The following is a 24,757-nucleotide window of genomic DNA, read 5'->3' on the forward strand; positions in this document are numbered from 1 at the left end:
TACATGAGGGCGGGGAGCGCGGGCATGTCGCAGCCGGAGTACGAGCTGGTCGAGAAGCCGCTGATCGACCAGCTCGTAGCCATGGGGTGGACGCATCTGGAAGGCGCACCGCCCGGTTCACCGGCGACCAGGCCCGCCAGTTCCGGCCGTACCTCCTGGGGCGAGGTCGTGAACGAGCGGCGGTTCTACGACGCCGTGTCCCGCCTCAACCCCGGCTCGAACGGGCGCCCTTGGCTGAGCGACGATCAGTTGAGGTTCATTCTCGATCGGCTCATGGGGCGCGGCCAGGGGCAGGACCCGCACACCTCCCGGGGCGTCGCCGGGAACCTGGAGGTCACCCGGCTGCTCCGCGAAGGCGTCAACGCCCGGACGCTCCCCGGCTGGAAGAGGGGCCAGCCCGAGCACGTGCGCCTCGTCGACTGGGAGCAGCCTGCCCGCCAGGGCCAGGAGGACGCGTGCGGAAACGATCTGCTGGCGGTCTCGCAGTTCCGCGTCGAGCGCGGTGGGCTGCGGCGGGGCACCCCGGATCTCGTACTCTTCGTCAACGGCCTGCCGTGGGTCGTCGTCGAGTGCAAGGTGTCCGTCGCGGCGGGCCCGGACAGCCGGGTCGCGCTGGACGCCGCCGTCGGGCAGGTCGTGCGGTACGCCGGTGCGGACGAACCCGACGCGGTGCCCGAGTTCACGAGGTTCGCGCAGCTTCTCGTCGCCGCCGCCGGAACGCACGCCGAGCTGGGCACCGTCACCTCCGAGCCCGTCGGCTTCGCCGCCTGGCGGACCTACTGTCCGGCTAGTGAGCAGGAGGTTCGGGAGGAGTTGGGGGCCTCCGGAGGGCGGAAACTGACCGCGCAGGAGATCCTCGTCGCGGGTGTGCTGCGGCCCGCCCATCTTCTCAGTCTCGTACGGGACTTCACCACACAAGCCGGACGTGGCCCTCGTACCGTCAAGGTCATCGGCCGCTACCAGCAGTTCCGTGCCGTGCACCGCATCGCGCACGCCCTGCACAGACGGCAGGAGGCGCACGGAGCCGGTCAGGACACTGACCACCGAGGCGGCGTCACCTGGCACACCCAGGGCTCGGGCAAGAGCCTCACCATGGCCTTCCTGGTACGCCACCTGCGCAGCACGCCGGAGTTGGCCGGGCACAAGGTCGTCGTGGTCACCGACCGGCGGGATCTGGAGAAGCAGATCCGCCGCAGCCTCGCCGCCGCCGACGAGCGGATCTACCGGTCACGGAACGTGCGGCAGGCTCGTCGCTTCCTGGCCGTCGACGTACCCGACGTCGTCCTCGTCATGCTCCAGAAGGCCCGCCGGGATGACACCGCCTATGACGGACGAGAGGAGTTCCTCGCCCAGGGACCGGGTGGCTCGGACCACGTCCACAACCGCGTGGCGAACGACGGGCACGACATCGTCGTCCTGGTGGACGAGGCCCACCGGGGTCAGTACGCCTGGCAGCACGCCCGCCTGCGCGCCATGCTGCCGAACGCGGTGATGCTCGGCTTCACCGGCACGCCGCTCATCAGCCGGGTACGCAAGACCACAGAGGACGTCTTCGGTCCCTTTCTCGACACCTACACTCTGCGCGACGCCGAACAGGATCGTGCCGTCCTCCCTGTCTGGTACGCGGCTGAGAGCGTGCCTCTGGAGGTGCTCGACAAGGCGCGGCTCGACGCCGGGTTCGACGAGCGTATACCCGCTGATCAGGCCAAACGCCTCCAGGTACTCAGGAAGTTCGGGCGGCGCAAGGAGATCCTCGAAGCCACCTCCGTCATCGAGGCCAAGGCGGAGCACATGATGTGGCACTGGGCCACCACGGCGATGCGGGACGGCTTCGGCGCCCAGGTCGTCGCGGTTTCCCGACGGGCAGCCGTGCGCTACCAGAAGGCGTTGACCACCGCCCGGAAGCGGCTTGTGCGACGGATCGACGCCCTCGGCGATCTGAGGTACGACCCGGAGGCCGAGGAACGCGAGTCGGACCCTGAACGGCGTGAACTGATCCGACTCGCGAGCTACCGGGATCTGCTGGAGCGCGTCGAGATCGCCGCAGTGATCTCCGGACGCCGGGGTGATGACGACAATTGGAAGCGCTGGACGGAGAAGAAGCACCAGGACGATCACATCGAGCGCTTCAAGCGAGGGGTACCGGCACGGGAGCCCGGCCCCGGGCAGCCTTGGGGCACCGGGACCCGACGACCCGGGCGGCGGCGCCCGTCGACCGGTGACGGAGTCTGGAACGACACCTTTCGAGCAGACCCCTCACGAGGTGTCCCTCAGCGGGGTCGGCGGGGCACTTCGGGAAGTGACGCTCCCGTCGGCTTCCTGGTCGTCAACTCCATGCTGCTCACCGGATTCGACGCCCCGCCGGAGCAGGTGCTGTATCTGGATCGGTTGTTGTCCGGAGCCGGGTTGCTCCAGGGTATCGCCCGGACCAACAGGCTTTACCCGGTCAAGGAGTTCGGCTTGGTAGTGGACTACGTCGGGGTGGGTCCCGAACTGGCTCGCTCCCTCGCCGACTACGAGGATGCTCACCTGAGGGCCGTACTCGGTTACCAGGACCTCTCCCTCGACCACCTCGACCCGGAGCACACCGGACCCCAGCCCACTCGGGACCGTCTGTGGTTGCAGGCGGACGCGGCGGCCGACGCGCTGCTCGCTGACCGGCACCGGAACCTCACCGCCTTCCTCGCCAGGCTCGGCGTCACCGAACCGGGCGACGAGACCCAGCGTGAGAACCTGCTGGCCAGGCTGGAGGAACCGCAACTGCGGGGTGAGTTCGACGAACGAGTCCGCGCGTTCCTCACCGCGCTAGGTGCCGTGCTCCCGCGGCCGGGTGCCTTGACCTACGAGTCCTTCGCGCGTGACGTGGGTGTGGTGCAGTACTTGGTCCGTGCCCGCTACCTCGACGAACGGGACGAGTTCAGCCCCAGGCGGTACGGGGCGAAGGTGCGGGACCTCATCGCCCGGCACATCTCGGTGTCCGGCATTGAGGAGCGGGTGCCGCCCGCGCAGCTCACCGCTGCCGACTTCCTGGAACGTGTCCTGGCGAACCCTGATGCCCGCGCCCGGGTGTCGTACCTGACCAGCCGCCTCACCACACACATCACGGCCCGGCTGAACGCCGACCGCGCCCGCTATGAACGGTTCAGCGAGCGGCTCGAAGAGGTCATCCGCCGAATGGAGGAGGACTTCGAGCAGGCGGCGGCGTCGCTGGAGACTCTGGCTCGCGACGTAAGGGAGGCGGAGAGCGAGAGCGCGGCGGGAGCGGGTGGCCTCCACCCCTGGACCGAGCAGCCCATTCACGGGTTGCTGTGCCGGGACTACGACGAGGCCGACGGGCCGGCCGTCCCTGAGTCGGTGGACCGTGTCAAGGCGGCGCGGGACGTAGCTGCCTGTCTGGCCGTCCTGGTCAGGTCCCCGAACTTCCAGCGGCTTCCCGAGGCGAGGGACCGGGTACGCAGAGAGTTGCGCAACTTCCTGGAGGAGGAGGTGTACGTGGACTGGGAGGTGACTGGTCCCCTGGCCAACCTGCTTGTGGAACTCGCGGTCGAGCGCCACGCGGACTTCCTGCGGTATCCCGGGCGAAGTGACAGCACAACCGCGTAGCCGAGACCGCAGAAGGCGAGGCTGTCGGCGGTGGGTGATAGAAGTGGGCGGTGCGTCAATCCGTCCAGCAGGCCATCGCCGCGCTGCCGATCCCTTCAGAGTGGCGGTGGCGCGTTGACCTGCGGCCACGGCGCACCACCCTCGGCATCGAGGTGGCCCCGGACGGTCACGTGCTGTTCGCCGTGCCGGTGGACGCTGACCCAGGGGACGTGGCTTCAGCCGTACGTAAGAGGCTGCCACGTCTCGCCGAGGAGATCAGACGGCGTGAGCGACGGCCGCTGGAGCCGGTGAAGGAACTGGTCAGCGGCAGCAGCTTTGCCTACCTTGGGCGTCGCTATCGGCTCAGGCTGGTCCCGGCCGAGGATGGGCGAAGAGTACGGCTGTACCGGGGGTGGCTTGAACTGCCCAGCACCGCGACCACGGGAGCGGCGGCTCGGGACATTGCTGACTGGTACATCGAGCGAGGCACCGCTTGGACGCGTGCCCGTCTGCCGTCCCTGGAGTCTCGCGTGGGCGCGGTGGCGAAGGCGGTCGAGATGGCGGATCTGCCGGACCACTGGGGCGTTTGCGGGCCGGATGGCGTCATCAGGCTGCACTGGGCGGTCATGCAGTTGCCGCCGCCCTTGCTCGACTTCGTGCTGGCCCACGAGCTGTGCCACCTCAAGGTGGCGGGTCATGGCCCCGCCTTTCAGCGGGAGATGCGCCTGGTGCTCGCCGACGCCGACCACCGTGCGAGGTGGTTCGAGGAGGAGGAACCGCTGATGTGGCGTGGTGCGGTGCTGCCGCCCTGACCTGCGGCTGACGCGTGTGGTCGGCTCAGCGACATGCTCGACCACACGCACAACGTGCCTGTGAGAAGCCCTATCCCAGCGAGGACGCGTCCTACCCTGCGAAGAACTCCCCCAGCACCGGCCCCAGCACCCCCGGCTCCACCATGTGGTTCTGGTCGGTGAGCACGCGGTACGTGCCCTCCGGCACCGCCTCCGCGACCGCTCGCGCCGCCCGCCGCATCCACTCCTCGCTCGCGCCGCCCGCGAGGGCCAGCACCGGGCAGGTGACGCGGGTGAGGAGGTCGTGCGGGATGCGGCCGCCGGCCATCACCTGGTCGTCGTAGGCGAGCGTCGGGGCGATGGTCTCCATCTCGGACCACATGGGGGACTGGCGGGCGCCCTGGATGAGCTGGGGGGCCAGGCCGGTCAGGGAGAGGAAGAGGGCGACCGCGTCGCCCTTGCGGCCGTCCCCGAGGGCCGCCGTCAGACTCTCGGTGTACTCGGCGCGCTCCCGCGCGGACGCGTCGTCCAGGGCGTACGGCACCTCGTAGACGGCGACCTGACGGACCGGCAGTCCGCTGGCCGCCGCGCGCAGGGCGAGCGCGCCGCCCGAGGAGACGCCGTAGAGCGCCGCCTCGCCGCCCGCCGCGTCGATCAGTGCCGCGAGGTCCTCGACCTCACGGTCCACCGCGTACGGCGCCGTGTCGCCGCTCGCGCCGCGGCCCCGGCGGTCGTAGGCCAGGACGGTGCAGCGGTCCGACAGGGACCCGGCCAGGGGTGCCACCGTGGCCCCCGTCGACATCGCACCGCTGACCAGGATCACGGCGGGGCCGTCCCCGGAGCGTTCGTACGCGATCGGTGTGCCGTCGCGCGAGATGGTCTGCTTGTCCATGCCACGGAGACTGCCACGCGGCACGGAACTCAATCGTCTACAACACGTCCACGTTGTAGAAGCACAGGTGGTCCTTGATCTGCGCGACGTCCGGCTTCGGCTCCGGGTAGGACCAGACGAGGTCCTCGGCGTCGGGGAGCGACCAGTAGGACGCCGTTCCCTTGAAGGGGCAGTAGGTGTGGGTGTCGGAGGGGGTCAGGAGGTCGAGGCGTACGTCCTGCGGAGGGATGTAGTAGCGGGGCGGACAGCCCGTCTCACGGAGGATCAACGGGCGGTGGCTGTCCGCCAGGACCTGTCCCTCGTGGACGGCCCTGACGTGTTGCGTGCCCTGCTCGATGGTGATCGTGTGTCCTTCGGCCATACCGGGACAGCGCCGCCGCGGGCGCGGTTTGTTCCCACGTACGGTTGCCCCATGAACATCTGTGTCTTCCTCTCCGCCGCCGACCTGGACGAGCGGTACACGCGTCCCGCGCGGGAGTTCGCCAAGCTGATCGGCAAGGGCGGGCACGCGCTCGTGTGGGGTGGCTCCGACGTCGGGCTGATGAAGGTGGTGGCCGACGGCACGCAGGAGGCGGGCGGGCGGCTGGTCGGGGTGTCGGTGGAGTTCCTGTCGGCCAGGGCCCGGCCCGGCGCCGACGAGATGGTCATCGCACGGGACCTCGCCGAGCGCAAGAGGCTGCTCCTCGAGAAGGCCGACGCCGTCGTGATCATGGTAGGTGGGACGGGCACGCTGGACGAGGCGACCGAGATCCTGGAGCTGAAGAAGCACGGGCGGACGGGGAAGCCGGTGGTCCTGCTGAACACCGCGGGCTTCTACGACGGGCTGAGGGAGCAGTTCCGGCGGATGGAGGACGAGGGCTTCCTGCCCCGGCCCCTGGCCGACCTGGTGTTCTTCGCGGAGGAGCCGGTGGACGCCATGGCCTACCTGGAAGAGAGCCTCGGCATCCAGTGAGTGCCCCGGGGGTGCGAGCATGGCGGGCATGGCTACACATGTGATCACCGGGGCCGGTTCCGGCATCGGCGCGGCCGTCGCCCGCCGTCTGCACGCGCGCGGGGACGAACTCGTGCTCCACGCGCGCGACGCGGGCCGCGCGAAGGAGCTGGCCGCACGGTTCCCCGGCGCCAGGACCCTCGTGGGCGACCTCGCCGACCCGGACCGGCTCAGCTGGGCCTTCTCCCACCAGACCCTGCCCGACCGCGTCGACTCGCTGCTGCACATCGCCGGTGTGGTGGATCTGGGCCCCGTCGGCGACCTCACCCCGAAGAACTGGCGGCACCAGCTCAACGTCAACCTGCTCGCCCCCGCCGAGCTGACCCGGCACTTCCTGCCCCAGCTGCGCACCGCCCGCGGTCACGTCCTCTTCGTGAACTCCGGCGCCGGACTCGCCGCCCACGCGGGCTGGTCGGCGTACGCGGCCTCCAAGCACGGTCTGAAGGCCCTCGCGGACTCCCTGCGCCAGGAGGAGCACGCCCACGGCGTGCGCGTCACCTCCGTCTATCCGGGCCGCACCGCCAGCCCCATGCAGGCCAAGGTCCACCAGCAGGAGGGCAAGGAGTACGACCCCGGGAAGTGGATCGACCCCGAGTCCGTCGCCACCACGATCCTGATGGCGCTCGACCTGCCCGCGGACGCGGAGGTCAACGACCTGACGGTGCGTCCGGGGCGCTGACCGGCCGCTGGCGGTTCCGTAGGCTGCACCGGTGAGCGAAAACAGCGAGATGAGCTTCGGCACGGCCACCGGCGTCGGGTCCATGCCCGGCACCGACGCCCGCGAGGCCGCCAAGACCGTCACCGGGTCCTTCGAGGACTTCCCGTACCTCGCCGAACTGCCCGCCCGCGGGCCCGGCGCCGACATGATCGGGCGGACCGCGGGGATGCTCGTCGAGCTGTACGCGCGCGTGGAGCCCAGCGGCTGGCGGCTGGGGGACCGGCCGGGGCGGGACACCCGGCGGGCCCGCTCCTGGCTGGGGGAGGACCTCGACGCCCTGGAGGAGTACACCCAGGGCTACGAGGGCCCGCTGAAGGTGCAGGCGGTCGGGCCGTGGACGCTGGCCGCCGCGCTGGAGCTGCGCAACGGCGAGGCCGTGCTCTCCGACGCCGGGGCCTGCCGCGACCTCGCCGCCTCCCTCGCCGAGGGGCTGCGGGAGCACCTGGCCGAGGTACGGCGCCGCATCCCCGGCGCGCGCGTGGTGCTGCAGCTCGACGAGCCGTCCCTGACCGCCGTCCTGCGCGGGCAGGTGAAGTCGGCCAGTGGCTACCGCACGCACCGGGCCGTCGACCGCCAGGTCGTGGAGGCCGGGCTGCGGGACGTCATGGCGGTGTGCGGGGACGGCCGGGCCGTGGTGCACTCCTGCGCGCCGGACGTCCCGTTCGCGCTGCTGCGCCGGGCCGGTGCCGCGGGCATCTCCTTCGACTTCGCGCTCCTCACCGAGCGTGACGACGAGGTGATCGGGGAAGCCGTCGAAGCGGGTACCCGGCTGCTCGCCGGTGTGGTGCCGGGCACCGACGGCCCGTTGTCAGACCCTGCCGGTAGCGTCAGTGGTGTCAGGACGCTCTGGCGCAGGCTGGGGCTGCATCCGGGTCTTCTCGCGGATGTCGTCACGGTCACCCCGGCGTGCGGACTCGCGGGCGCGTCCCCCGAGTACGCCCGCCGGGCGCTCGCCCACTGCGTCCGGGCGGCGAGATCCCTCGCGGACAACCCAGAGTAACGGGAGGACAACACGGTGGCCGGGGACAAGCAGGCGGAGACGACGGTGCCCGCAGAGGCACGGGACAGGCACGCGCAGCTCGCCCAGGAGGTAGAGGAGCACCGCGCCCGGTACTACGGGAAGGACGCGCCCGTCATCAGCGACGCCCAGTTCGACGAGCTGCTGCGGTCCCTGGAGGCGCTGGAGGAGGAGTACCCGGAGCTGCGCACGCCCGACTCGCCGACCCAGAAGGTCGCGGTGGCGTACGAGACGGACCTCGCGGAGGTGGAGCACCGCCAGCCGATGCTCTCCCTCGACAACGTCTTCGACGACGAGGGGCTCGCCGCCTGGGCCGAACGCGTCGCCAAGGACGTCGGCGGCCCCGACTACCACCTGCTGTGCGAGCTGAAGGTCGACGGCCTCGCGATCAACCTCACGTACGAGGACGGCAGGCTGGTCCGCGCGGCCACCCGGGGAAGCGGCCAGACCGGGGAGGACGTCACGCCGAACGTCATGACGATCGGTGAGATCCCGCACCGCCTCAACGGCGACCGCGTGCCCCGGCTCGTCGAGATCCGCGGCGAGGTCTACTTCCCGATGGAGGCGTTCCAGGACCTCAACGCCCGCCGGGTCGCGGCCGGGGAGAAGCCGTACGCCAACCCCCGCAACTCCGCCTCGGGTTCGCTGCGCCAGAAGGACCCCAGGGTCACCGCGACGCTGCCGCTGCACATGGTCGTCCACGGCATCGGCGCCCTGGAGGGCTTCGAGGGCCTGACCCGGCTCTCCCGGGCGTACGACCTGCTGAAGGAGTGGGGGCTGCCGACGTCCCCGCACAACCGCGTGGTCGACGACCTCGACGGCGTACGGGAGTTCATCGCCCACTACGGCGAGAACCGGCACTCGGTGGCGCACGAGATCGACGGTGTGGTCGTCAAGCTCGACGAGATCCGGCTCCAGGGCCGCCTCGGCTCCACCTCCCGCGCCCCACGCTGGGCGATCGCGTACAAGTACGCGCCGGAGGAGGTCAACACCAAGCTGGTCAACATCCGCGTGGGCGTCGGCCGCACCGGCCGGGTCACGCCGTACGCGCAGGTCGAGCCGGTCACGGTCGCGGGCTCCGAGGTGGAGTTCGCCACCCTGCACAACCAGGACGTCGTCAAGGCCAAGGGCGTGCTCATCGGGGACACGGTGGTGCTGCGCAAGGCCGGTGACGTGATCCCGGAGATCCTCGGCCCGGTGGTCGACCTGCGCGACGGCACCGAGCGCGAGTTCGTGATGCCGTCCGAGTGCCCCGAGTGCGGTACGACGCTGAAGGCCATGAAGGAGGGCGACGTGGACCTGCGCTGTCCCAACGCCCGCGCGTGCCCCGCGCAGCTGCGGGAGCGGCTGTTCTACCTCGCGGGCCGCAAGGCGCTCGACATCGAGCACTTCGGCTACGTGGCCGCCGCCGCGCTCACCAAGCCGCTGGAACCGGACACCCCGCCGCTGGCCGACGAGGGCGACCTGTTCGACCTCACGGAGGAGCGGTTGCTGCCCATCAAGGCGTACGTCCTCGACCAGGACAGCGGGCTGCCCAAGCGGGACCCGAAGACGGGCGAGGAGAAGGTCGTCACGGTCTTCGCCAACCAGGAGGGCAAGCCCAAGAAGAACGCGCTCGCGATGCTGGAGAACATCGCGGCGGCCAAGGAGCGCCCGCTCGCGCGGGTGCTGACCGGGCTGTCGATCCGTCATGTCGGCCCGGTCGCGGCCGAGGCGCTGGCCAGGGAGTTCCGGTCCGTGGAGCGGATCGAGCAGGCCAGCGAGGAGGAGCTGGCGGCGACCGAGGGCGTCGGGCCGATCATCGCGGCCTCGCTGAAGGAGTGGTTCGCCGAGCCGTGGCACCAGGAGATCCTCCGCAAGTGGCGGGCGGCCGGGGTCCGGATGGAGGAGGAGGGCTCCGGCGAGGACCAGGGGCCGCGTCCGCTGGAGGGGCTCACCGTCGTCGTGACCGGGACGCTGGAGCACTTCACCCGCGACGGCGCCAAGGAGGCCCTCCAGACCAGGGGCGCCAAGGTGACCGGTTCGGTGTCGAAGAAGACCGCGTTCGTCGTTGTGGGTGACAACCCCGGATCGAAGTACGACAAGGCGATGCAGCTGAAGGTTCCGGTGCTGGACGAGAACGGGTTCGACATCCTTCTCGAACAGGGCCCGGACGCCGCCGCGAACGCCGCACTTCCGGCCGAGGAGTAGCGGTTGAAGGCCACCCGATCGGCGCATATCAGATGCATAAGGGTGGCATGGGCGCAATCGGGCGACCGCCGACGACCGCTGCCCGTGGAAGGCTTCTGCGGCCTACTGTTGAGGTGTGCGCCTGCCGTGCCCAGCTGCGGCTGGGGCACCTCCGTGCTCTCGAAGGGCCTTGAAGGGCACGGGAAAGGGTTTTCCAACGCGGCGCCAAGGATGGTTGTCGGGCGTCGGGCCGCGTGGCGTGGGCACCGCCGGCTGTGAGAGGGACGGGAATGGAACCGACCGAGAGCGCCGCGCCGGACTCGACGCTGCGCCGGATGGCGGGCGCGTGGCGTGCGGGCCGCCGCCCGCTGTGGCGGACCCGCGAGGAGGGCCGTACGGCAGCGGCACCGCCGTACCCCGGACCCGGGCACGTCCGGCCCGGACACGGCGGACCCGGGCACGCCGGGCCCGGACGCCTGGGCGCGGTCCACCCCGGTCTGGGCGGACACGTCACCGGACACCACGGCGCGGGCCACCCCGCCGGACACCACGGCGCCGGTCCGGACGGCGACGCCGACCGCCAGCTGTCCTGGCCCGCCCTGCCCGCGGCCGTCGTGGCCGCCGCGGCGTTCGTGCTCGGCGCCGGGTTCCTGCGGGCCTTCACCGGCAACCACGCGCTCTTCCCGTCCGGCACGGTCGGCTGGTCCCTCGCCGTCCTCACCGGCATCATCGTCGGTCACCTCGTCGCCCTCGGCCGCGCCCGCTGGTGGGGCGGCACCGGCTCCGGCGCCGCCCTCACCCTCGCCGTCCTGCTGCTGTACGGCTGGGTCTCCGCCGGGATGGTCTCGCTGACCGTCGTCGTGCTGGTCGGCGTCGCCAGGCGGCACCGCTGGCGGCAGGGCGTGCTGCACGGCGCGGCGGACATCCTCGGCATCGGCGCCGGCGCGCTGGTCCTCGCCGCCTTCGGCCGGGTGCCGTCCGTCGAGCGCCCCTGGCCGCCGGAGACCTGGACCGTCTACACGGCCCCCGGCGTCGTCCTGGTCGCGGTGGCCTACCTCGCGGTCACGCGCGCCCTGCTGTGGTACCTGCACACGCCCCGCACCGGCCACGGACTGCCGACCATCGCCCGCTCCGCCCTGGTCAGACAGGGCCTGGTCGCCGTCGCGCTGCTCGGCATCGCGCCGCTGGTCTGCGTCGTCGCCGTCGCCAAGCCGATCCTGCTGCCGCTGTTCGCCATCCCGCTCATCGCGCTCGACTCCACCCTGTGGATGGCCCGCGCCCGCGCCGAGGAGCAACTGCGCGACCCGCTGACCGGACTGCCCAACCGGCAGTGGCTCCTCGAACGCATCTGGACCGCCCTCGACGACGCCGAACGCATCGGCGCCCGCTCCGCCCTGATGCTGATCGACCTCGACCGCTTCCGGTCGGTCAACGACACCCTGGGACACCTGGCCGGTGACCGGCTGCTGCTCCAGACCGCCGACCGGCTGCGGCTGGCGCTGCCGCGCGGCGCGGAGGCCGCGCGGCTCGGCGGGGACGAGTTCGCCGTGTTACTGCCGGTCGCCGACTCCACCACGTCCGCGACCCGTATCGCCCGCGGCCTCGTCGCGGAACTCAGCTCTCCCCTCGATCTCGACGGCCTCACCCTGGTCCTGGAGGCCAGCGCCGGAGTGGCCGTCTTCCCCGACCACGCCGACGACGCCGAGGGCATGTTGCGCCGCGCCGACGTGGCGATGTACCAGGCCAAGCGGGACCGCACGGGCGTGGAGGTCTACGAGTCCAAGCGCGACTCCAACACCCCCGACCGCCTCGGCCTGCTGGCCGACCTGCGCCGGGCGCTCGACGCGCACGAGGTGCAGCTGCACTACCAGCCCAAGGTGCGGTTCGACGGCAAGGTGGCCGGTCTGGAGGCGCTGGTGCGGTGGGTGCACCCGGAGCGCGGGAGGGTGCCGCCGGACGAGTTCATAGCGATCGCCGAGTCCTCCGGGCTGATGCAGCACCTCACGGACTACGTCCTGGAGACGGCGCTCGGGCAGGTCGCCAAGTGGCGCGCGCAGGGCCTGTTCGTGCCGGTCGCGGTGAACGTCTCCCCGCGCGACGTGCACACCCCCGGCTTCGCGGGCTCCGTGGCCGCGCGGCTGGCCCGGCACGGGGTCCCGGCGGGCGCGCTCCAGCTGGAGATAACGGAGCACGTGCTGCTGGAGGACCCGCAGCGGGCCGCCGACACCCTCGCCGGGCTCACCGGGCACGGCGTGAAGATGTCCCTGGACGACTTCGGCACCGGGTACTCGTCGCTGGTGCACCTGCGACGGCTGCCGGTGAGCGAACTGAAGATCGACCGCTCGTTCGTGGCGCGGCTCGCCGTGGACACGGAGGACGCGGAGATCGTGCGGTGCACGGTCGACCTCGCGCATTCGCTGGGGCTGCTGGTGGTCGCCGAGGGCGTCGAGGACGACGAGACCTGGGAGCGGCTGCGGGACCTGGGCTGTGACGCCGTACAGGGGTGGCTGGTCGCCGCGGCGATGCCGCCGGACGAGACGACGGCGTGGTTGCTCGCGCGGGGGGCGCGGGGGTGGCAGCGGCCCGCCGCCGTGTTGCCCGCGTCGGCGGCCGACGAGTAGTCCGCCTCCGCCGCCCTTGCCCGTTCCCCTCCCCGGGGGCTGCCGGAGGGGCTGAGTTTCCCAGCCTCCGGCCCTGGCGGAAGCCGTTGCACGGCCACCGCCCCCCGCCCCATAGGATTGGGCCCCAAACCACACACACTCACCCCAGAGGACCGCTGAATGCCTGGCATCACGCGCGAGGAGGTCGCCCACCTCGCCCGGCTGGCGCGTCTGGAGCTGAAGCCCGAAGAGCTTGACCACTTCGCTGGCCAGCTGGACGACATCATCGGCGCGGTCGCCCGCGTCAGCGAGGTCGCCGACCAAGACGTACCGCCGACCTCGCACCCGCTCCCGCTGACGAACGTCATGCGCCCGGACGAGGTCCGCCCCTCGCTCACCCCCGAGCAGGCGCTCTCCGGCGCCCCGGCCCAGGAGCAGCAGCGTTTCAAGGTGCCGCAGATCCTGGGGGAGGAGTAACACCCCATGACGGACAGTCCCATCATCAAGCTCACCGCCGCCGAGACCGCCGCGAAGATCGCCTCCGGCGAGCTGACCGCGGTCCAGGTCACCGAGGCCCACCTGGCCCGGATCGAGGCCGTCGACGAGAAGGTGCACGCCTTCCTGCACGTCGACCGCGAGGGCGCCCTCGCCCAGGCCCGCGCCGTGGACGCCAAGCGGGAGCGCGGCGAGAAGCTCGGCCCGCTCGCCGGTGTCCCGCTCGCCCTGAAGGACATCTTCACCACCGAGGGCGTGCCCACGACCGTCGGTTCGAAGATCCTGGAGGGCTGGATCCCGCCGTACGACGCGACGCTCACCAAGCGGCTGAAGGCGGCCGACGTGGTCATCCTCGGCAAGACCAACATGGACGAGTTCGCCATGGGGTCCTCCACCGAGAACAGCGCCTACGGCCCGACCGGCAACCCGTGGGACCTCACCCGCATCCCCGGCGGCTCCGGCGGCGGCTCCAGCGCGGCCCTGGCCTCGTACCAGGCGCCGCTCGCCATCGGCACCGACACCGGCGGCTCCATCCGCCAGCCCGCCGCCGTCACCGGCACGGTCGGCGTGAAGCCGACGTACGGCGCGGTGTCGCGGTACGGCATGGTGGCGTTCTCGTCCTCCCTGGACCAGGGCGGCCCCTGCGCCCGCACGGTCCTGGACGCGGCGCTGCTGCACGAGGTGATCGCCGGGCACGACCCGATGGACTCCACCTCCGTCGACGCCCCGGTCCCGCCGGTCGTCGAGGCCGCCCGCAACGGCAGCGTCGCGGGGATGCGCGTCGGCGTCGTGAAGCAGTTCCGCGGCGAGGGCTACCAGGCCGGTGTCATCCAGCGGTTCGACGAGTCCGTCGAGCTGCTGAAGGAGCTGGGCGCCGAGGTCGTCGAGCTGGACTGCCCGTCCTTCGACCTCGCCCTGTCGGCGTACTACCTGATCGCGCCGTCCGAGTGCTCCTCCAACCTGGCCCGCTTCGACGGCCTGCGGTACGGCCTGCGCACCGGCGACGACGGCACGCGCTCCGCCGAGGAGGTCACCTCCCTGACCCGCGAGGCCGGGTTCGGCGCCGAGGTCAAGCGCCGCGTCATGCTCGGCACGTACGCCCTGTCCAGCGGCTACTACGACGCCTACTACGGCAGCGCCCAGAAGGTCCGCACGCTGATCACGCGGGACTTCGAGAAGGCGTTCGAGCAGGTCGACGTGATCGTGTCGCCGACGACGCCGACCACCGCCTTCCCGATCGGCGAGCGCGCCGACGACCCGATGGCGATGTACCTCGCGGACCTGTGCACCATCCCGACCAACCTGGCGGGCAACGCCGCGATGTCCCTGCCCTGCGGCCTCGCGCCGGAGGACAACCTGCCGGTCGGCCTGCAGATCATCGCGCCCGCGATGCGGGACGACCGCCTCTACAAGGTCGGCGCCGCGGTCGAGGCCGCCTTCGTGGAAAAGTGGGGGCACCCGCTCCTGGAGGAGGCACCGTCGCTGTGAGCGCACTGAACAAGGCCAAGGACTTCAGGAAGTCCAAGTCCGGTCTGTACGTCTCGATGGCCACCTCGGCGTTCGGCGCCGTCGGTGTCTACAAGCAGATCAAGAAGGCCCGGGGCGAGAGTGACACCCTGCGGCTGCTGGACGCCGTACTGACCGGCGCCGCCGTCGTGACCAACCTCGCCCTTCTCTACCGCGAGCTGAAGCGGCTGGGCGACGACGACGTCCTGCTGGGCTGAGAGGGAAGTTTTCACCGTGACCACCACGACCGACCTGGTGTCGTACGAGGACGCGCTGGCGTCCTACGACCCCGTCATGGGCCTTGAGGTCCATGTCGAACTCGGCACCGCCACCAAGATGTTCTGCGGCTGCTCGACCTCCCTCGGCGCCGACCCGAACACCCAGACCTGCCCGGTCTGCCTCGGCCTGCCCGGCGCGCTCCCGGTCGTCAACGCGACCGGCGTGGAGTCCGCGATCAAGATCGGACTCGCGCTGAACTGCGAGATCGCCGAATGGTGCCGCTTCGCCCGGAAGAACTACTTCTATCCGGACATGCCGAAGAACTTCCAGACCTCCCAGTACGACGAGCCGATCGCCTTCAACGGCTACCTCGACGTGCAGCTGGAGGACGGCGAGACCTTCCGCGTGGAGATCGAGCGCGCCCACATGGAGGAGGACACCGGCAAGTCGACGCACGTCGGCGGCGCCACCGGCCGCATCCACGGCGCCTCGCACTCGCTGCTCGACTACAACCGCGCGGGCATCCCGCTCATCGAGATCGTCACCAAGCCGATCGTCGGTGCCGGGGAGCGCGCTCCGGAGGTCGCGCGGGCGTACGTGCGTGAGCTGCGCGAGCTGATCCGCGCGCTCGGCGTCTCGGAGGCCCGGATGGAGATGGGCCAGATGCGCTGCGACGTGAACCTGTCGCTGATGCCGAAGGGCACCGAGAAGTTCGGCACCCGCTCCGAGACCAAGAACGTGAACTCGCTGCGGTCCGTGGAGCGCGCGGCCCGCTTCGAGATCCAGCGGCACGCCGCCGTACTGAACGACGGCGGGACGATCGTCCAGGAGACCCGGCACTTCCACGAGGACACCGGGTCGACGACGTCGGGCCGGGTGAAGGAGGAGGCCGAGGACTACCGGTACTTCCCGGAGCCCGACCTGGTGCCGGTGGCCCCCTCGCGCGAGTGGGTCGAGGAGATCCGGTCCGCGCTGCCCGAGCTGCCGCTGGTGCGCCGCAACCGGCTCCGTGAGGAGTGGGGCGTCTCCGGCACCGACATGCAGGCGATCCTGAACGCCGGTGCGCTGGAGCCGATCGTCGCCACCATCGACGCCGGTGCCGACGCCGCGTCCGCCCGCAAGTGGTGGATGGGCGAGCTGGCCCGCACCGCCAACGAGTCCGGCAAGGCGCTGGACGAGCTGGCGATCACCCCGGCGCAGGTGGCCCGGGTCGCCGAGCTGGTGACCTCAGGCGACCTGAACGACAAGCTGGCCCGCCAGGTCATCGAGGGCGTCCTCGCGGGCGAGGGCACGCCGGACGAGGTCGTCGACAAGCGCGGTCTGAAGGTCGTCTCCGACGAGAGCGCCCTCGGTGCCGCCGTCGACGAGGCCATCGCCGGGAACCCGGGCGTCGCGGACAAGATCCGCGGCGGCAAGGTGGCCGCGGCCGGTGCGCTGGTCGGCGCGGTGATGAAGGCGACCCGCGGGCAGGCGGACGCGGCCCGCGTGAAGGAGCTGATCCTGCAGAAGCTGGGCGTCAGCGAGGGCTGACCCCGGTCCTTACGCCGAAGGGGCCGCACCGGCATCGGTGCGGCCCCTTCGCGTGCGCTCAGCCACGGCGTCCCACGACCCGCGCGAACCCCAGGTTCGCGCCCTGGTCGACGCGGAGCATCTCCGCCGACTCGCGGGCCATACCCGCCATGAACTCGCTCGGGCTCTCCTCGGCGCACACCTCGCTCCACAGCAGCCAGTCGCGCCAGCCGTCGGTCAGCCAGTCGGCCGCCTCGACCCGCACCGCGCCGCCGCGGGTCCAGTGCCGCCGCCACCAGTCGGGGGAGTGGAAGCACCAGAAGGCGGGCTCCCAGAACGGCTCCAACGGCTCCGGCGGCTCGGTACCGTCGATCTCCTCCCGCACCGACGGGACGACCACCCCGATCCGCCCGCCGGGCTTGAGCAGCCGGGCCAGCGTCGGCAGGTAGAGGTCGTCGGTGCCGAAGTACTGGTACGCGTCGACGGAGACGATCGCGTCGAAGGTGCCCTCGGCGAAGGGCAGGTCGTGGGCCTCGGCCAGGACCGGCAGCACGCGGTCCGCGACCCCGGCCTCGGCGAGGCGCCCGGCGTTGTCGTCCGGCTTGATCCACAGGTCGGCGGCGGTGACCTGGACGCCGTACTCCCGGGCCAGGAAGACCGAGGTCATGGCGCGTCCGCAGCCCAGGTCGAGGACGCGGGCGCCCGGGGGCAGGGCGTCCAGGCCGAGCGCCGGGGCGAGCCACTCCAGCAGCCACAGCGCGTGCGGGCCCATCTGGTTCTCGATGGTCCAGCGGGCGTCGTAGGCGCTGCTGCGGGGGTAGCGGGGGTGGGTGAGGCGCTGCGTGAGGTCGTCGGGCACGCGCGGACGGTAACAGTGGCCCGTGCGGCACCGCACCTGGTTTCGGTGGGCGGCGATCGGCTCCGGTGACCTGAGAAGTTCACCTGATTGTCCTGTGAACGGTCTCCCACTCTTGTGAATCAGCCCACGAATGCCACAAAGGATCATTTTCAACTGCAAGAGTGGCGGTGCATCGCTCAAGCGTTCTTTGCGGGCTTTCAGTGCATGGACGACTGTTCGGCTGTTCCCGGTCAAAGATCACAAGAGTCACCTTGGGAGCTGGCACGTGGCAGTCCTCGCACGCTGGTGCGTCACGCACCGACTGGTCGCCGTTCTGCTGTGGCTGCTCGCCTTCGGCGGGGTGACCGCCGCCGCCTCCGTCGCGGGGTCGGCGTACTCGAACGACTACCACGTGCCCGGCACCGAGTCCGGCCGCGCGGGCGAGCTGCTCCAGCAGGGCTTCCCCGGCCTCGGCGGCGACAACGACCGCGTGGTCTGGCACACCGACTCCGGCACCGTCCGCGCCGCCGACGTCGAACAGACGATGACCCGCACCCTGGACCAGATCGCCGAACTGCCCGGCATCGCCGCCGTCAGCAGCCCCTACGAGGGCCGGAGCACCGCCCAGATCAGCGCGGACAGCCGCACCGCCTACGCCACGGTCACCTTCGAGGACCAGGCCAGGGACGTCGACGCGGGTCGGGCGCGGGCCCTGGTCGACACCGCCGAAGCGGCCGACGGCCACGGGCTCCAGGTGGAGCTGGGCGGCAGCGCCATAGGGCTCACCGAGACCTCCGGCGGACACCTCGCCGAGGCGGTCGGCGTGGTCGTCGCGGCCCTCGTGCTGTTCCTCGCCTTCGGCTCGCTCGCCGCCTCCCTGCTGCCCGTCGCCACCGCGTTGGTCAGCGTCGGCACGGCCTACGCCGGGATAGTCCTGCTCGGGCACTTCATGACCGTCGCCGACTTCGCGCCCATGCTCGGCATGTTGATCGGGCTCGGCGTCGGCATCGACTACGCCCTGTTCATCGTCACCCGGCACCGGCGCGGCCTGAAACGCGGGCTCGGCGTCACCGAGTCGGTCACCAACGCCGTCGCCACCACCGGGCGTGCCGTGGTGTTCGCGGGTGCGACGGTGTGCATCGCCCTGCTGGGCATGTTGATCCTGCGACTCAGCTTCCTCAACGGCGTCGCCATCGCCGCCTCGCTGACCGTGGTCCTCACCGTCGCGGCCTCCGTGACCCTGCTGCCCGCCCTGCTGTCCCTCATCGGAACGCGCGCGCTCAGCCGCCGCGAACGCCGCCGCCTCACCCACCACGGACCCGAGCCGGAGCTGCCCACCGGGTTCGCCGCGCGCTGGTCCGCCTTCGTGGAGCGGCACCCAAAAAAGCTCGGCGCCCTCGCCCTCGCCGGGATGGCGCTGCTCGCCCTGCCCACGCTCTCGCTCCACCTGGGCACCTCCGACCAGGGCAACAACCCCCAGACCTCCACCACCCGGCAGGCGTACGACCTGCTCGCCGACGGCTTCGGACCCGGTGTGAACGGGCCGCTCACCCTCGTCACCCAGGTGCACGGCGGCTCCGACCGGCTCGCCCTGGACAACCTCGACAGCACCCTGCGCACCACCGAGGGTGTCGCGTCGGTGACCCCGGTCGTCTACAACTCCGGCGCCGACACCGCGTACCTCACCGTCGTACCGGAGTCCTCGCCGCAGTCGCAGCAGACCAGCGACCTCGTCGAACGGCTGCGCGACGAGGTGCTGCCGCGCGCCGAGTCCGGCACCTCCCTCGACCTGCACGTGGGAGGCGTCACGGCGGGCTACGACGACTTCGCGGACGTCATCGTCGGCAAACTGCCGCTGTTCGTCGGCGTCGTCATCGGCCTCGGCTGTCTGCTGCTCCTGCTCGCCTTCCGGTCGGTCGGCATCCCGCTCAAGGCCGCCGCGATGAACGTCGCCGCCGTCGCCGCCGCCTTCGGAATCGTCGTCGCGGTCTTCCAGTGGGGCTGGGGCAGCGACCTGCTCGGCCTCGGCCGCGCCGGCCCCATCGAACCGTTCCTGCCCGTGATCATGGTGTCGGTCCTCTTCGGGCTCTCCATGGACTACCAGGTCTTCCTGGTCAGCCGGATGTACGAGGAGTGGCTGGAGACCGGCGACAACCGGCGCGCGGTCCGCGTCGGGCTCGCCGAGACCAGCCGGGTCATCAACTCCGCCGCCGTGATCATGATCTCGGTCTTCCTGGCCTTCGTGCTCAGCGGGGACCGCGTGATCGCCATGTTCGGCATCGCGCTCGCCGCCGCCGTCGCCCTGGACGCCTTCGTGCTGCGGACGCTGCTGGTGCCCGCCCTGATGCACCTGCTCGGCGGCGCCAACTGGTGGCTGCCGGACTGGCTGGACCGCCGGATGCCGCGCATCAGCATCGAGCCGCCCGAGTGCCGTACCGCCCGTACCGATCATGAGAGGCTCTCGGACGTCGTGGACGTACTCGAGAAGGAGCGGCAGCCGGATGTACGCGATACCTCTGGACGATGACGGAGCCGAACTGCGCCCGCTGGAACCCTGGCACGCGGAGGAGTTCCTGGCCCACCTCGACCGGGGGCGGGAGTTCATCAACCAGCACGTCCCGTTCGGGGCGAAGGCCACCGACGTCGACTCCGCGCGGGGGGTCATCCAGGCGTACGCCGACAAGCGCGCCGCCGACCGCGGCTCCATCCACGGCATCTGGCTGGACGGCACCCTCGTCGGCGGTGTGCTGTTCGTCTCCCTCGACGCCGCGACCGGGTGCTGTGAGATCGGCTGCTGGCTGGAGCCCGCGGCGGCCGGGCGGGGACTCGTCACGCGGGCGTCGCGCGTCCTGATCGACTGGGCCTTCGACGACCGCGGGCTGCATCGCGTGGAGTGGCACGCCGCGTCCGGGAACACGCCCAGCATCAACGTCGCACGGCGGCTCGGCATGACCCGGGAGGGCGTCCTGCGGCAGAGCCACCCCTGGAACGGCGGCCGGCAGGACTACGAGATCTGGGCCGTCCTCGCGCCGGAGTGGCGTGCCGCACGCGCGCGTGCCGCGCACAGCGATCATTAAGACGGCTCTCAGACAGCGTCCGTACGGTGCGGGGCATGGGTACGAAAACTGAGGACGAGACCGGCACCGAGACCGGCACCGAGACCGGCACCGAGACCGGCACCGAGACCGGCACCGACACCGTCGGCGAGGCGGCCACCGAGACGGTGACCACCGGGGCGACCGCCGCCTCGGCGGCCGACGGGGATGACGCGACGGAAGCCGACGCCGCCGCCGAGGACGGCGCTCCCGAGGCCGCTTCCGGTACCTCCGGCGCCGCCTCCGGTGTCGGGCAGGGCGCGGGTGCCGTCGTCGCCGCCGCGCTCGGCGTCGTCTCGCTCACCGGCAGCTGGGTCGGCACGGTGGCCTCCGCCCGCCAGTCCCTCATCGGCCAACTGGAGACCTCGCAGTCGTCCGACGTCGCCGAGATGGTCCGGCGCGGCTACGGCGACGCCTGGCAGGCCAACGCCCTGTGGGCCGGACTGTTCGCGCTGGCCGCGCTGGTCGTCGGCGTGGTGGTCCTCGCCCGGCCCGCGTTCGGCGTCCCCGGCCGGCCGCAGGCGCCGTGGATCAAGTCGGTCGCCTGGGCGGGCGTCTCGCTCGGTGTCATCGGCCTGCTGCTGGCCGTACTGAAGTACACGGACGTCCTGCTCGGGCTCCCGGCCACGGGCTGAGGCACGACCGCGCGGGGCGGCCTTCAGGCGCCGGGAACCTCGACGACCCCGCCGTTCCCGTCGACCGAGTGGGTCTCCCAGCCCGTCTCCCACGCGTCGCCCACGTGCTGGGGTTCCTTGCCCTCGGGGTAGCGGGTGCAGCCCTACGACGGCTCCTCGTCGGCGGGCCCGCACCCAGGCAGGCGCGGCGCACCTGACTAAGGCCCCGGCCCCCGGCTTAGGGCACCGGCTTGAGGCCCCGCACCGCATCTAAGGCCCCGCCCCCGCGGAAGATGCGGAACTCTCCCCATGCGGCCCACCCGCCTTGGAGACGAAGGTTGAGGCATCGCCAGACGGCGAAACCGAAACCCACCTCCAGACCGGGAGAAGCCATGCACGAGTACGACCTCCACCAGCTCCGCGCCACCGAACTGCTCCGCCGCGCCGAGCAGGAGCGGCTGGCCCGCCAGGTGCTCCGCGCCCGCCGCGACGCCGTACCAAGCACCGCCGAGAGCGAGAGCCATACGGGGCGGGCCAGGCGGCTCCGTTTCCCGCGCACCGCATGACCGCGGTCGGCCGCACACCGCACCGGGAGAAAACCGGTGCCGCGCTGTCAGACCCCCGTGCGATGCTCTCGGCTGTGGAGACCAGGTCAGTCAGCCCCGTGTTCGTCGGCCGCACCGCAGAGCTGAGCACCTTGCAGGACGCGCTCGCCCGCGCCACCGCGGGCGAGCCGCAGGCGTTGCTGGTGGGCGGTGAGGCGGGCGTCGGAAAGTCCCGCCTGATCGAGGAGTTCGCCGCCACCGCCTGCCACGCGGGCGCCGTCGTCGTGGTCGGCGGCTGCGTCGAGATCGGCGCCGACGGACTGCCGTTCGCCCCGTTCTCCACCGCGCTGCGCGCCCTGCGCCGGGAACTCCCCGACGAACTGGCCGCCGCCGCCGAGGGCCAGGAAGGCGAACTCTCCCGGCTCCTCCCCGAACTCGGCGAGGCGCCCACCGGACGCCACGACGAGGAGGGCATGGCCCGCCTCTTCGAACTGACCGCGCGACTCCTGGAACGGGCCGCCGCCGACCGCACCGTGGTCGTCGCCCTGGAGGACCTGCACTGGGCCGACACCTCCACCCGCCACCTCCTCGCCTACCTGTTCCGCACCCTGCACACCGGCCGCCTCGTCGTCCTCGCCACCTACCGCTCCGACGACGTCCACCGCCGCCACCCGCTGCGTCCCCTCCTCGCCGAACTGGACCGGCTGCGCACCGTCCGCCGGATCGAACTCGCCCGCTTCAACCGCGCCGAAGTCGCCCGCCAGATCGCCGGGATCATCGCCGAGGAACCCGACCCCGCCCAGGTCGACGACATCTTCGACCGCTCCGACGGCAACGCCTTCTTCGTCGAGGAACTCGCCGTCGCCGCCCACGAGGGGTGCTGTACCGGCCTCACCGACTCCCTGCGCGACCTGCTCCTCGTACGGGTCGAGGCGCTGCCCGAGAGCGCCCAGCGGGTCGCCCGGATCGTCGCCGAGGGCGGGTCCACCGTCGAGTACCGGCTGCTCGCCGCCGTCGCCGGGCTCTCCGAGGACGACCTCATCGAGGCGCTGCGCGCCGCCGTCGGCGCCAACCTGCTGCTCGCCGCGCCCAGCGGCGACGGCTACCGCTTCCGGCACTCCCTGGTCCGCGAGGCCGTCAGCGACGACCTGCTCCCCGGTGAACGCTCCCGCCTCAACCGGCGGTACGCCGAGGCCCTGGAGGCCGACCCCACACTCGTCCCCGCGGACGAGCGCGTCACCCGGCTGGCCAGCTACTGGTACCACGCCCACGACCCGGCCAAGGCCCTCCCCGCCGTCCTGGACGCCTCCGCCGCCGCCCGCCGCCGCCACGCCTACGCCGAGCAACTCGGGCTCCTGGAACGCGCGATGGAACTGTGGGACAGCGCCCCCGAGGAGGTCCGCGCCACCCTGCGCCCCGCCGACTACACCGAGGGCTACCCGCCCTGCGGCTGCGACCCGGCGACCACCCCGCTGCGCCACCTCGACCTGCTCGCCGAGGCCGCCGTCGCCGGACGGCTCTGCGGGGAGCGGGAACGCGCCCTGAAGATCACCAAGCGCGCGCTACGGCTCCTGGAGGACGACGCCGACCCGCTGCGCGCCGCCTGGTTCTGGACCCAGCGCTCCCGCCTCGTCCAGGCCCTCGCCCGCGGTGACGGCTGGCGCGAACTGGGCATCGCCCAGGACCTGGTGCGCGGCCTGCCACCCTCCGAGGTGCACGCCGAGGTCCTCACCAACGCCGCCAACTGGTCGATGCTGCACTGCCCGGGCCCCGACGCCCTCGCCGCGGCCGAACGCGCGGTGGAGTACGCCCGCATGATCGGCGCCCGCGAGATCGAACTGAGCGCCCGTGTCACCCTCGGCGGCCTCGTCGTCGACTCCGGCGACCACGAGGCCGGACTCGCCCAGACCCGGGAGGCGATGGAGCAGGCCCTGGCCGAGGGCATCGTCGGCGTCGCGGGCCGCGCCTATGTGAACCTCCCCTCCGAACTCGAATCCGTCGGCCGCTCCAAGGAAGCCGCCGCCCTGCTGCGCGAAGGTGTCGACTACACCCGCAAGTACGGCCAGCTGGACGCCGAGGCCTGGGTGTGGGGCAACCTCTCCGACTCGCTGTACTCCCTGGGCGACTGGGAGGCGTCCGTCGAGGCCGCGACGAACGCGCTGCGCCGGGGCCAGAGCGCCAAGCCCCAGGGCATGGGTGCGATGTGCCTGGCCCATGTCGCCCTCTCCCGTGGCGACGTCGCCGAGGCCCAACGCCAGCTCCAGGCCGCCCGCGGCTACTTCGGCTCCCATGACCCCATGCCCCAGCAGCGGCTCCCGCTCGCCCGGATCGTCGCGGGCATCGCCGCCGCGGAGGGCCGCCTCCCCGACCTGCGCGCGGTGGTGACCGAGGCCCTCGACTGCGGGGTGCCCCTGGGCACCCACCGCTACGGCTGGTCCCTGCTGCTGGCCGCCGCCACCGCAGAAGCCGACACCCGCACCCTGCCCGCCGCCCAGCCGGGCCGTGAGGAGTTCCTCGACCGTCTTCTCGGCACGGTCAAGACGCTCACCACCGACGCCCCCATCTGGCTCGCCCACGAGCAGTGGGTCCGGGCCGAACTCCGGCGCGCCCAGGGCACCGCCACCGCCGACCTCTGGTCACCGGTGGTCAGCGCCTTCGAGCAGCTGGAGCGGCCGTACGACCTCGCCCGCGTCCGCTACCGCCTCGCCGAGGCCCTGCTCACCTCCGCCCCCGGCCGGACCCCCGGCACCGAGGACGACCGCGACCGCGCCACGGAACTCCTGCGCCTCGCCCACGCCGTCGCCGCGCACCTCGGCGCCCGGCCCCTCGCCGAGGCCACCGCCCAGCTCGCCCAGCGTGCCCGCCTCGCCCTGCGCCCCGCCGTCGACCCCGGCCCGGCGCCCGCCGCGGACCCGGTCGCCGCCCTCGGCCTCACCAGCCGTGAGCGCGACGTCCTGCGGCTGGTCTCGGCGGGCCGCACCAACCGCCAGATAGCCGAGGAACTGTTCATCTCGCCCAAGACCGCCAGCGTCCATGTCTCCAACATCCTCGCCAAGCTGGGTGTCTCCGGGAGGGGGGAGGCCGCGGCGGTGGCGCACCGGCTGGGGCTGTTCCCGGCCGGTGCGGACGACCGGATGGCCGCGCGATGACGGGACCGTGCGGGGTGGCGGAACGG

The 24,757-nt window shown here is 72.0% G+C and carries 19 protein-coding genes; 16 read left to right on the forward strand and 3 right to left on the reverse strand.

Annotated features, from left to right (window positions below):
* Window positions 1–24: 24 nt before the first annotated feature.
* Together ABZ659_RS00235 and ABZ659_RS00240 are read left to right on the forward strand one after the other, a co-directional pair.
* On the forward strand, window positions 25–3,603 hold the full coding sequence (locus ABZ659_RS00235) for a type I restriction endonuclease (RefSeq protein WP_360211828.1): 3,579 nt from the start codon (window positions 25–27) through the stop codon (window positions 3,601–3,603).
* A 50-nt stretch (window positions 3,604–3,653) separates the two neighbouring features.
* Window positions 3,654–4,394 carry a YgjP-like metallopeptidase domain-containing protein gene (locus tag ABZ659_RS00240; protein ID WP_360211830.1) on the forward strand — a complete coding sequence of 247 codons (741 nt, stop codon included), beginning with the start codon at window positions 3,654–3,656 and terminating at the stop codon, window positions 4,392–4,394.
* Window positions 4,395–4,485: 91 nt separating this feature from the next.
* Here ABZ659_RS00240 and ABZ659_RS00245 read toward each other — a convergent pair whose 3' ends face one another.
* A complete protein-coding gene (locus ABZ659_RS00245; RefSeq protein ID WP_360211832.1) occupies window positions 4,486–5,265 on the reverse strand; it encodes an alpha/beta fold hydrolase in 780 nt (259 codons plus the stop codon).
* Window positions 5,266–5,302: 37 nt separating this feature from the next.
* Complete coding sequence (locus tag ABZ659_RS00250; protein WP_360211834.1) at window positions 5,303–5,626, reverse strand: DUF427 domain-containing protein; 324 nt, start codon at window positions 5,624–5,626, stop codon at window positions 5,303–5,305.
* 51 nt (window positions 5,627–5,677) lie between these two features.
* Between ABZ659_RS00250 and ABZ659_RS00255 the strand changes: the two genes are divergently transcribed.
* The 9 genes from ABZ659_RS00255 (at window position 5,678) to gatB (ending at window position 16,511) form a co-directional block, all read left to right on the forward strand.
* Window positions 5,678–6,217, forward strand: a complete 540-nt coding sequence (locus ABZ659_RS00255) for a TIGR00730 family Rossman fold protein (RefSeq protein ID WP_360211836.1) — start codon at window positions 5,678–5,680, stop codon at window positions 6,215–6,217.
* A 19-nt stretch (window positions 6,218–6,236) separates the two neighbouring features.
* The gene (locus ABZ659_RS00260; RefSeq protein WP_360211838.1) at window positions 6,237–6,935 is read left to right on the forward strand and encodes an SDR family oxidoreductase; all 699 of its coding nucleotides are present in this window, start codon (window positions 6,237–6,239) and stop codon (window positions 6,933–6,935) included.
* A 31-nt stretch (window positions 6,936–6,966) separates the two neighbouring features.
* Window positions 6,967–7,974 carry a methionine synthase gene (locus tag ABZ659_RS00265; protein WP_360211841.1) on the forward strand — a complete coding sequence of 336 codons (1,008 nt, stop codon included), beginning with the start codon at window positions 6,967–6,969 and terminating at the stop codon, window positions 7,972–7,974.
* A 15-nt stretch (window positions 7,975–7,989) separates the two neighbouring features.
* Window positions 7,990–10,182 (forward strand): NAD-dependent DNA ligase LigA, encoded by a 2,193-nt coding sequence (gene ligA / locus ABZ659_RS00270; protein WP_360211843.1) that lies wholly within the window; start codon window positions 7,990–7,992, stop codon window positions 10,180–10,182.
* A gap of 269 nt (window positions 10,183–10,451) precedes the next feature.
* On the forward strand, window positions 10,452–12,782 hold the full coding sequence (locus ABZ659_RS00275; RefSeq protein ID WP_360211845.1) for a bifunctional diguanylate cyclase/phosphodiesterase: 2,331 nt from the start codon (window positions 10,452–10,454) through the stop codon (window positions 12,780–12,782).
* A 159-nt stretch (window positions 12,783–12,941) separates the two neighbouring features.
* Complete coding sequence (gene gatC / locus ABZ659_RS00280; protein WP_004925108.1) at window positions 12,942–13,238, forward strand: Asp-tRNA(Asn)/Glu-tRNA(Gln) amidotransferase subunit GatC; 297 nt, start codon at window positions 12,942–12,944, stop codon at window positions 13,236–13,238.
* Window positions 13,239–13,244: 6 nt separating this feature from the next.
* Window positions 13,245–14,744, forward strand: a complete 1,500-nt coding sequence (gatA, locus tag ABZ659_RS00285; protein ID WP_360211847.1) for an Asp-tRNA(Asn)/Glu-tRNA(Gln) amidotransferase subunit GatA — start codon at window positions 13,245–13,247, stop codon at window positions 14,742–14,744.
* Window positions 14,741–14,980: a hypothetical protein gene (locus ABZ659_RS00290; protein ID WP_360211849.1), complete on the forward strand. Its 240-nt coding sequence runs from the start codon at window positions 14,741–14,743 to the stop codon at window positions 14,978–14,980. Before gatA ends, ABZ659_RS00290 begins: the two co-directional genes overlap by 4 nt.
* A 16-nt stretch (window positions 14,981–14,996) precedes the next feature.
* A complete protein-coding gene (gene gatB / locus ABZ659_RS00295) occupies window positions 14,997–16,511 on the forward strand; it encodes an Asp-tRNA(Asn)/Glu-tRNA(Gln) amidotransferase subunit GatB (protein ID WP_360211851.1) in 1,515 nt (504 codons plus the stop codon).
* Between the two features lie 58 nt (window positions 16,512–16,569).
* Here gatB and ABZ659_RS00300 read toward each other — a convergent pair whose 3' ends face one another.
* Window positions 16,570–17,349 carry a methyltransferase domain-containing protein gene (locus ABZ659_RS00300; RefSeq protein ID WP_360211853.1) on the reverse strand — a complete coding sequence of 260 codons (780 nt, stop codon included), beginning with the start codon at window positions 17,347–17,349 and terminating at the stop codon, window positions 16,570–16,572.
* 265 nt (window positions 17,350–17,614) lie between these two features.
* Between ABZ659_RS00300 and ABZ659_RS00305 the strand changes: the two genes are divergently transcribed.
* The 5 genes from ABZ659_RS00305 (at window position 17,615) to ABZ659_RS00325 (ending at window position 24,731) form a co-directional block, all read left to right on the forward strand.
* On the forward strand, window positions 17,615–19,855 hold the full coding sequence (locus ABZ659_RS00305; RefSeq protein WP_360211855.1) for an MMPL family transporter: 2,241 nt from the start codon (window positions 17,615–17,617) through the stop codon (window positions 19,853–19,855).
* The gene (locus ABZ659_RS00310; RefSeq protein ID WP_360211857.1) at window positions 19,830–20,405 is read left to right on the forward strand and encodes a GNAT family protein; all 576 of its coding nucleotides are present in this window, start codon (window positions 19,830–19,832) and stop codon (window positions 20,403–20,405) included. Before ABZ659_RS00305 ends, ABZ659_RS00310 begins: the two co-directional genes overlap by 26 nt.
* Before the next feature lie 35 nt (window positions 20,406–20,440).
* The gene (locus ABZ659_RS00315; protein ID WP_360211859.1) at window positions 20,441–21,058 is read left to right on the forward strand and encodes a hypothetical protein; all 618 of its coding nucleotides are present in this window, start codon (window positions 20,441–20,443) and stop codon (window positions 21,056–21,058) included.
* A 371-nt stretch (window positions 21,059–21,429) separates the two neighbouring features.
* Window positions 21,430–21,603, forward strand: coding sequence for a hypothetical protein (locus ABZ659_RS00320; protein WP_360211861.1), 174 nt, complete (start codon window positions 21,430–21,432; stop codon window positions 21,601–21,603).
* Window positions 21,600–24,731, forward strand: a complete 3,132-nt coding sequence (locus tag ABZ659_RS00325; RefSeq protein WP_360211863.1) for an AAA family ATPase — start codon at window positions 21,600–21,602, stop codon at window positions 24,729–24,731. The genes ABZ659_RS00320 and ABZ659_RS00325 overlap by 4 nt, the downstream gene beginning before the upstream one ends.
* Window positions 24,732–24,757: the final 26 nt, after the last annotated feature.

It is taken from the genome of Streptomyces sp. NPDC006997 (genome assembly GCF_040635175.1).
Classification (GTDB): domain Bacteria; phylum Actinomycetota; class Actinomycetes; order Streptomycetales; family Streptomycetaceae; genus Streptomyces.

Bases quoted from the DNA above. Each gene is read 5' to 3' on its own strand.
- ABZ659_RS00235 (WP_360211828.1), top strand. From the start codon at position 25: ATGTCGCAGCCGGAGTACGAGCTGGTCGAGAAGCCGCTGATCGACCAG.
- ABZ659_RS00245 (WP_360211832.1), bottom strand. From the start codon at position 5,265: ATGGACAAGCAGACCATCTCGCGCGACGGCACACCGATCGCGTACGAA.
- ABZ659_RS00250 (WP_360211834.1), bottom strand. From the start codon at position 5,626: ATGGCCGAAGGACACACGATCACCATCGAGCAGGGCACGCAACACGTC.
- ABZ659_RS00255 (WP_360211836.1), top strand. From the start codon at position 5,678: ATGAACATCTGTGTCTTCCTCTCCGCCGCCGACCTGGACGAGCGGTAC.
- ABZ659_RS00260 (WP_360211838.1), top strand. From the start codon at position 6,237: ATGGCGGGCATGGCTACACATGTGATCACCGGGGCCGGTTCCGGCATC.
- ABZ659_RS00275 (WP_360211845.1), top strand. From the start codon at position 10,452: ATGGAACCGACCGAGAGCGCCGCGCCGGACTCGACGCTGCGCCGGATG.
- gatC (WP_004925108.1), top strand. From the start codon at position 12,942: ATGCCTGGCATCACGCGCGAGGAGGTCGCCCACCTCGCCCGGCTGGCG.
- gatA (WP_360211847.1), top strand. From the start codon at position 13,245: ATGACGGACAGTCCCATCATCAAGCTCACCGCCGCCGAGACCGCCGCG.
- ABZ659_RS00310 (WP_360211857.1), top strand. From the start codon at position 19,830: ATGTACGCGATACCTCTGGACGATGACGGAGCCGAACTGCGCCCGCTG.
- ABZ659_RS00315 (WP_360211859.1), top strand. From the start codon at position 20,441: ATGGGTACGAAAACTGAGGACGAGACCGGCACCGAGACCGGCACCGAG.
- ABZ659_RS00320 (WP_360211861.1), top strand. From the start codon at position 21,430: ATGCACGAGTACGACCTCCACCAGCTCCGCGCCACCGAACTGCTCCGC.
- ABZ659_RS00325 (WP_360211863.1), top strand. From the start codon at position 21,600: ATGACCGCGGTCGGCCGCACACCGCACCGGGAGAAAACCGGTGCCGCG.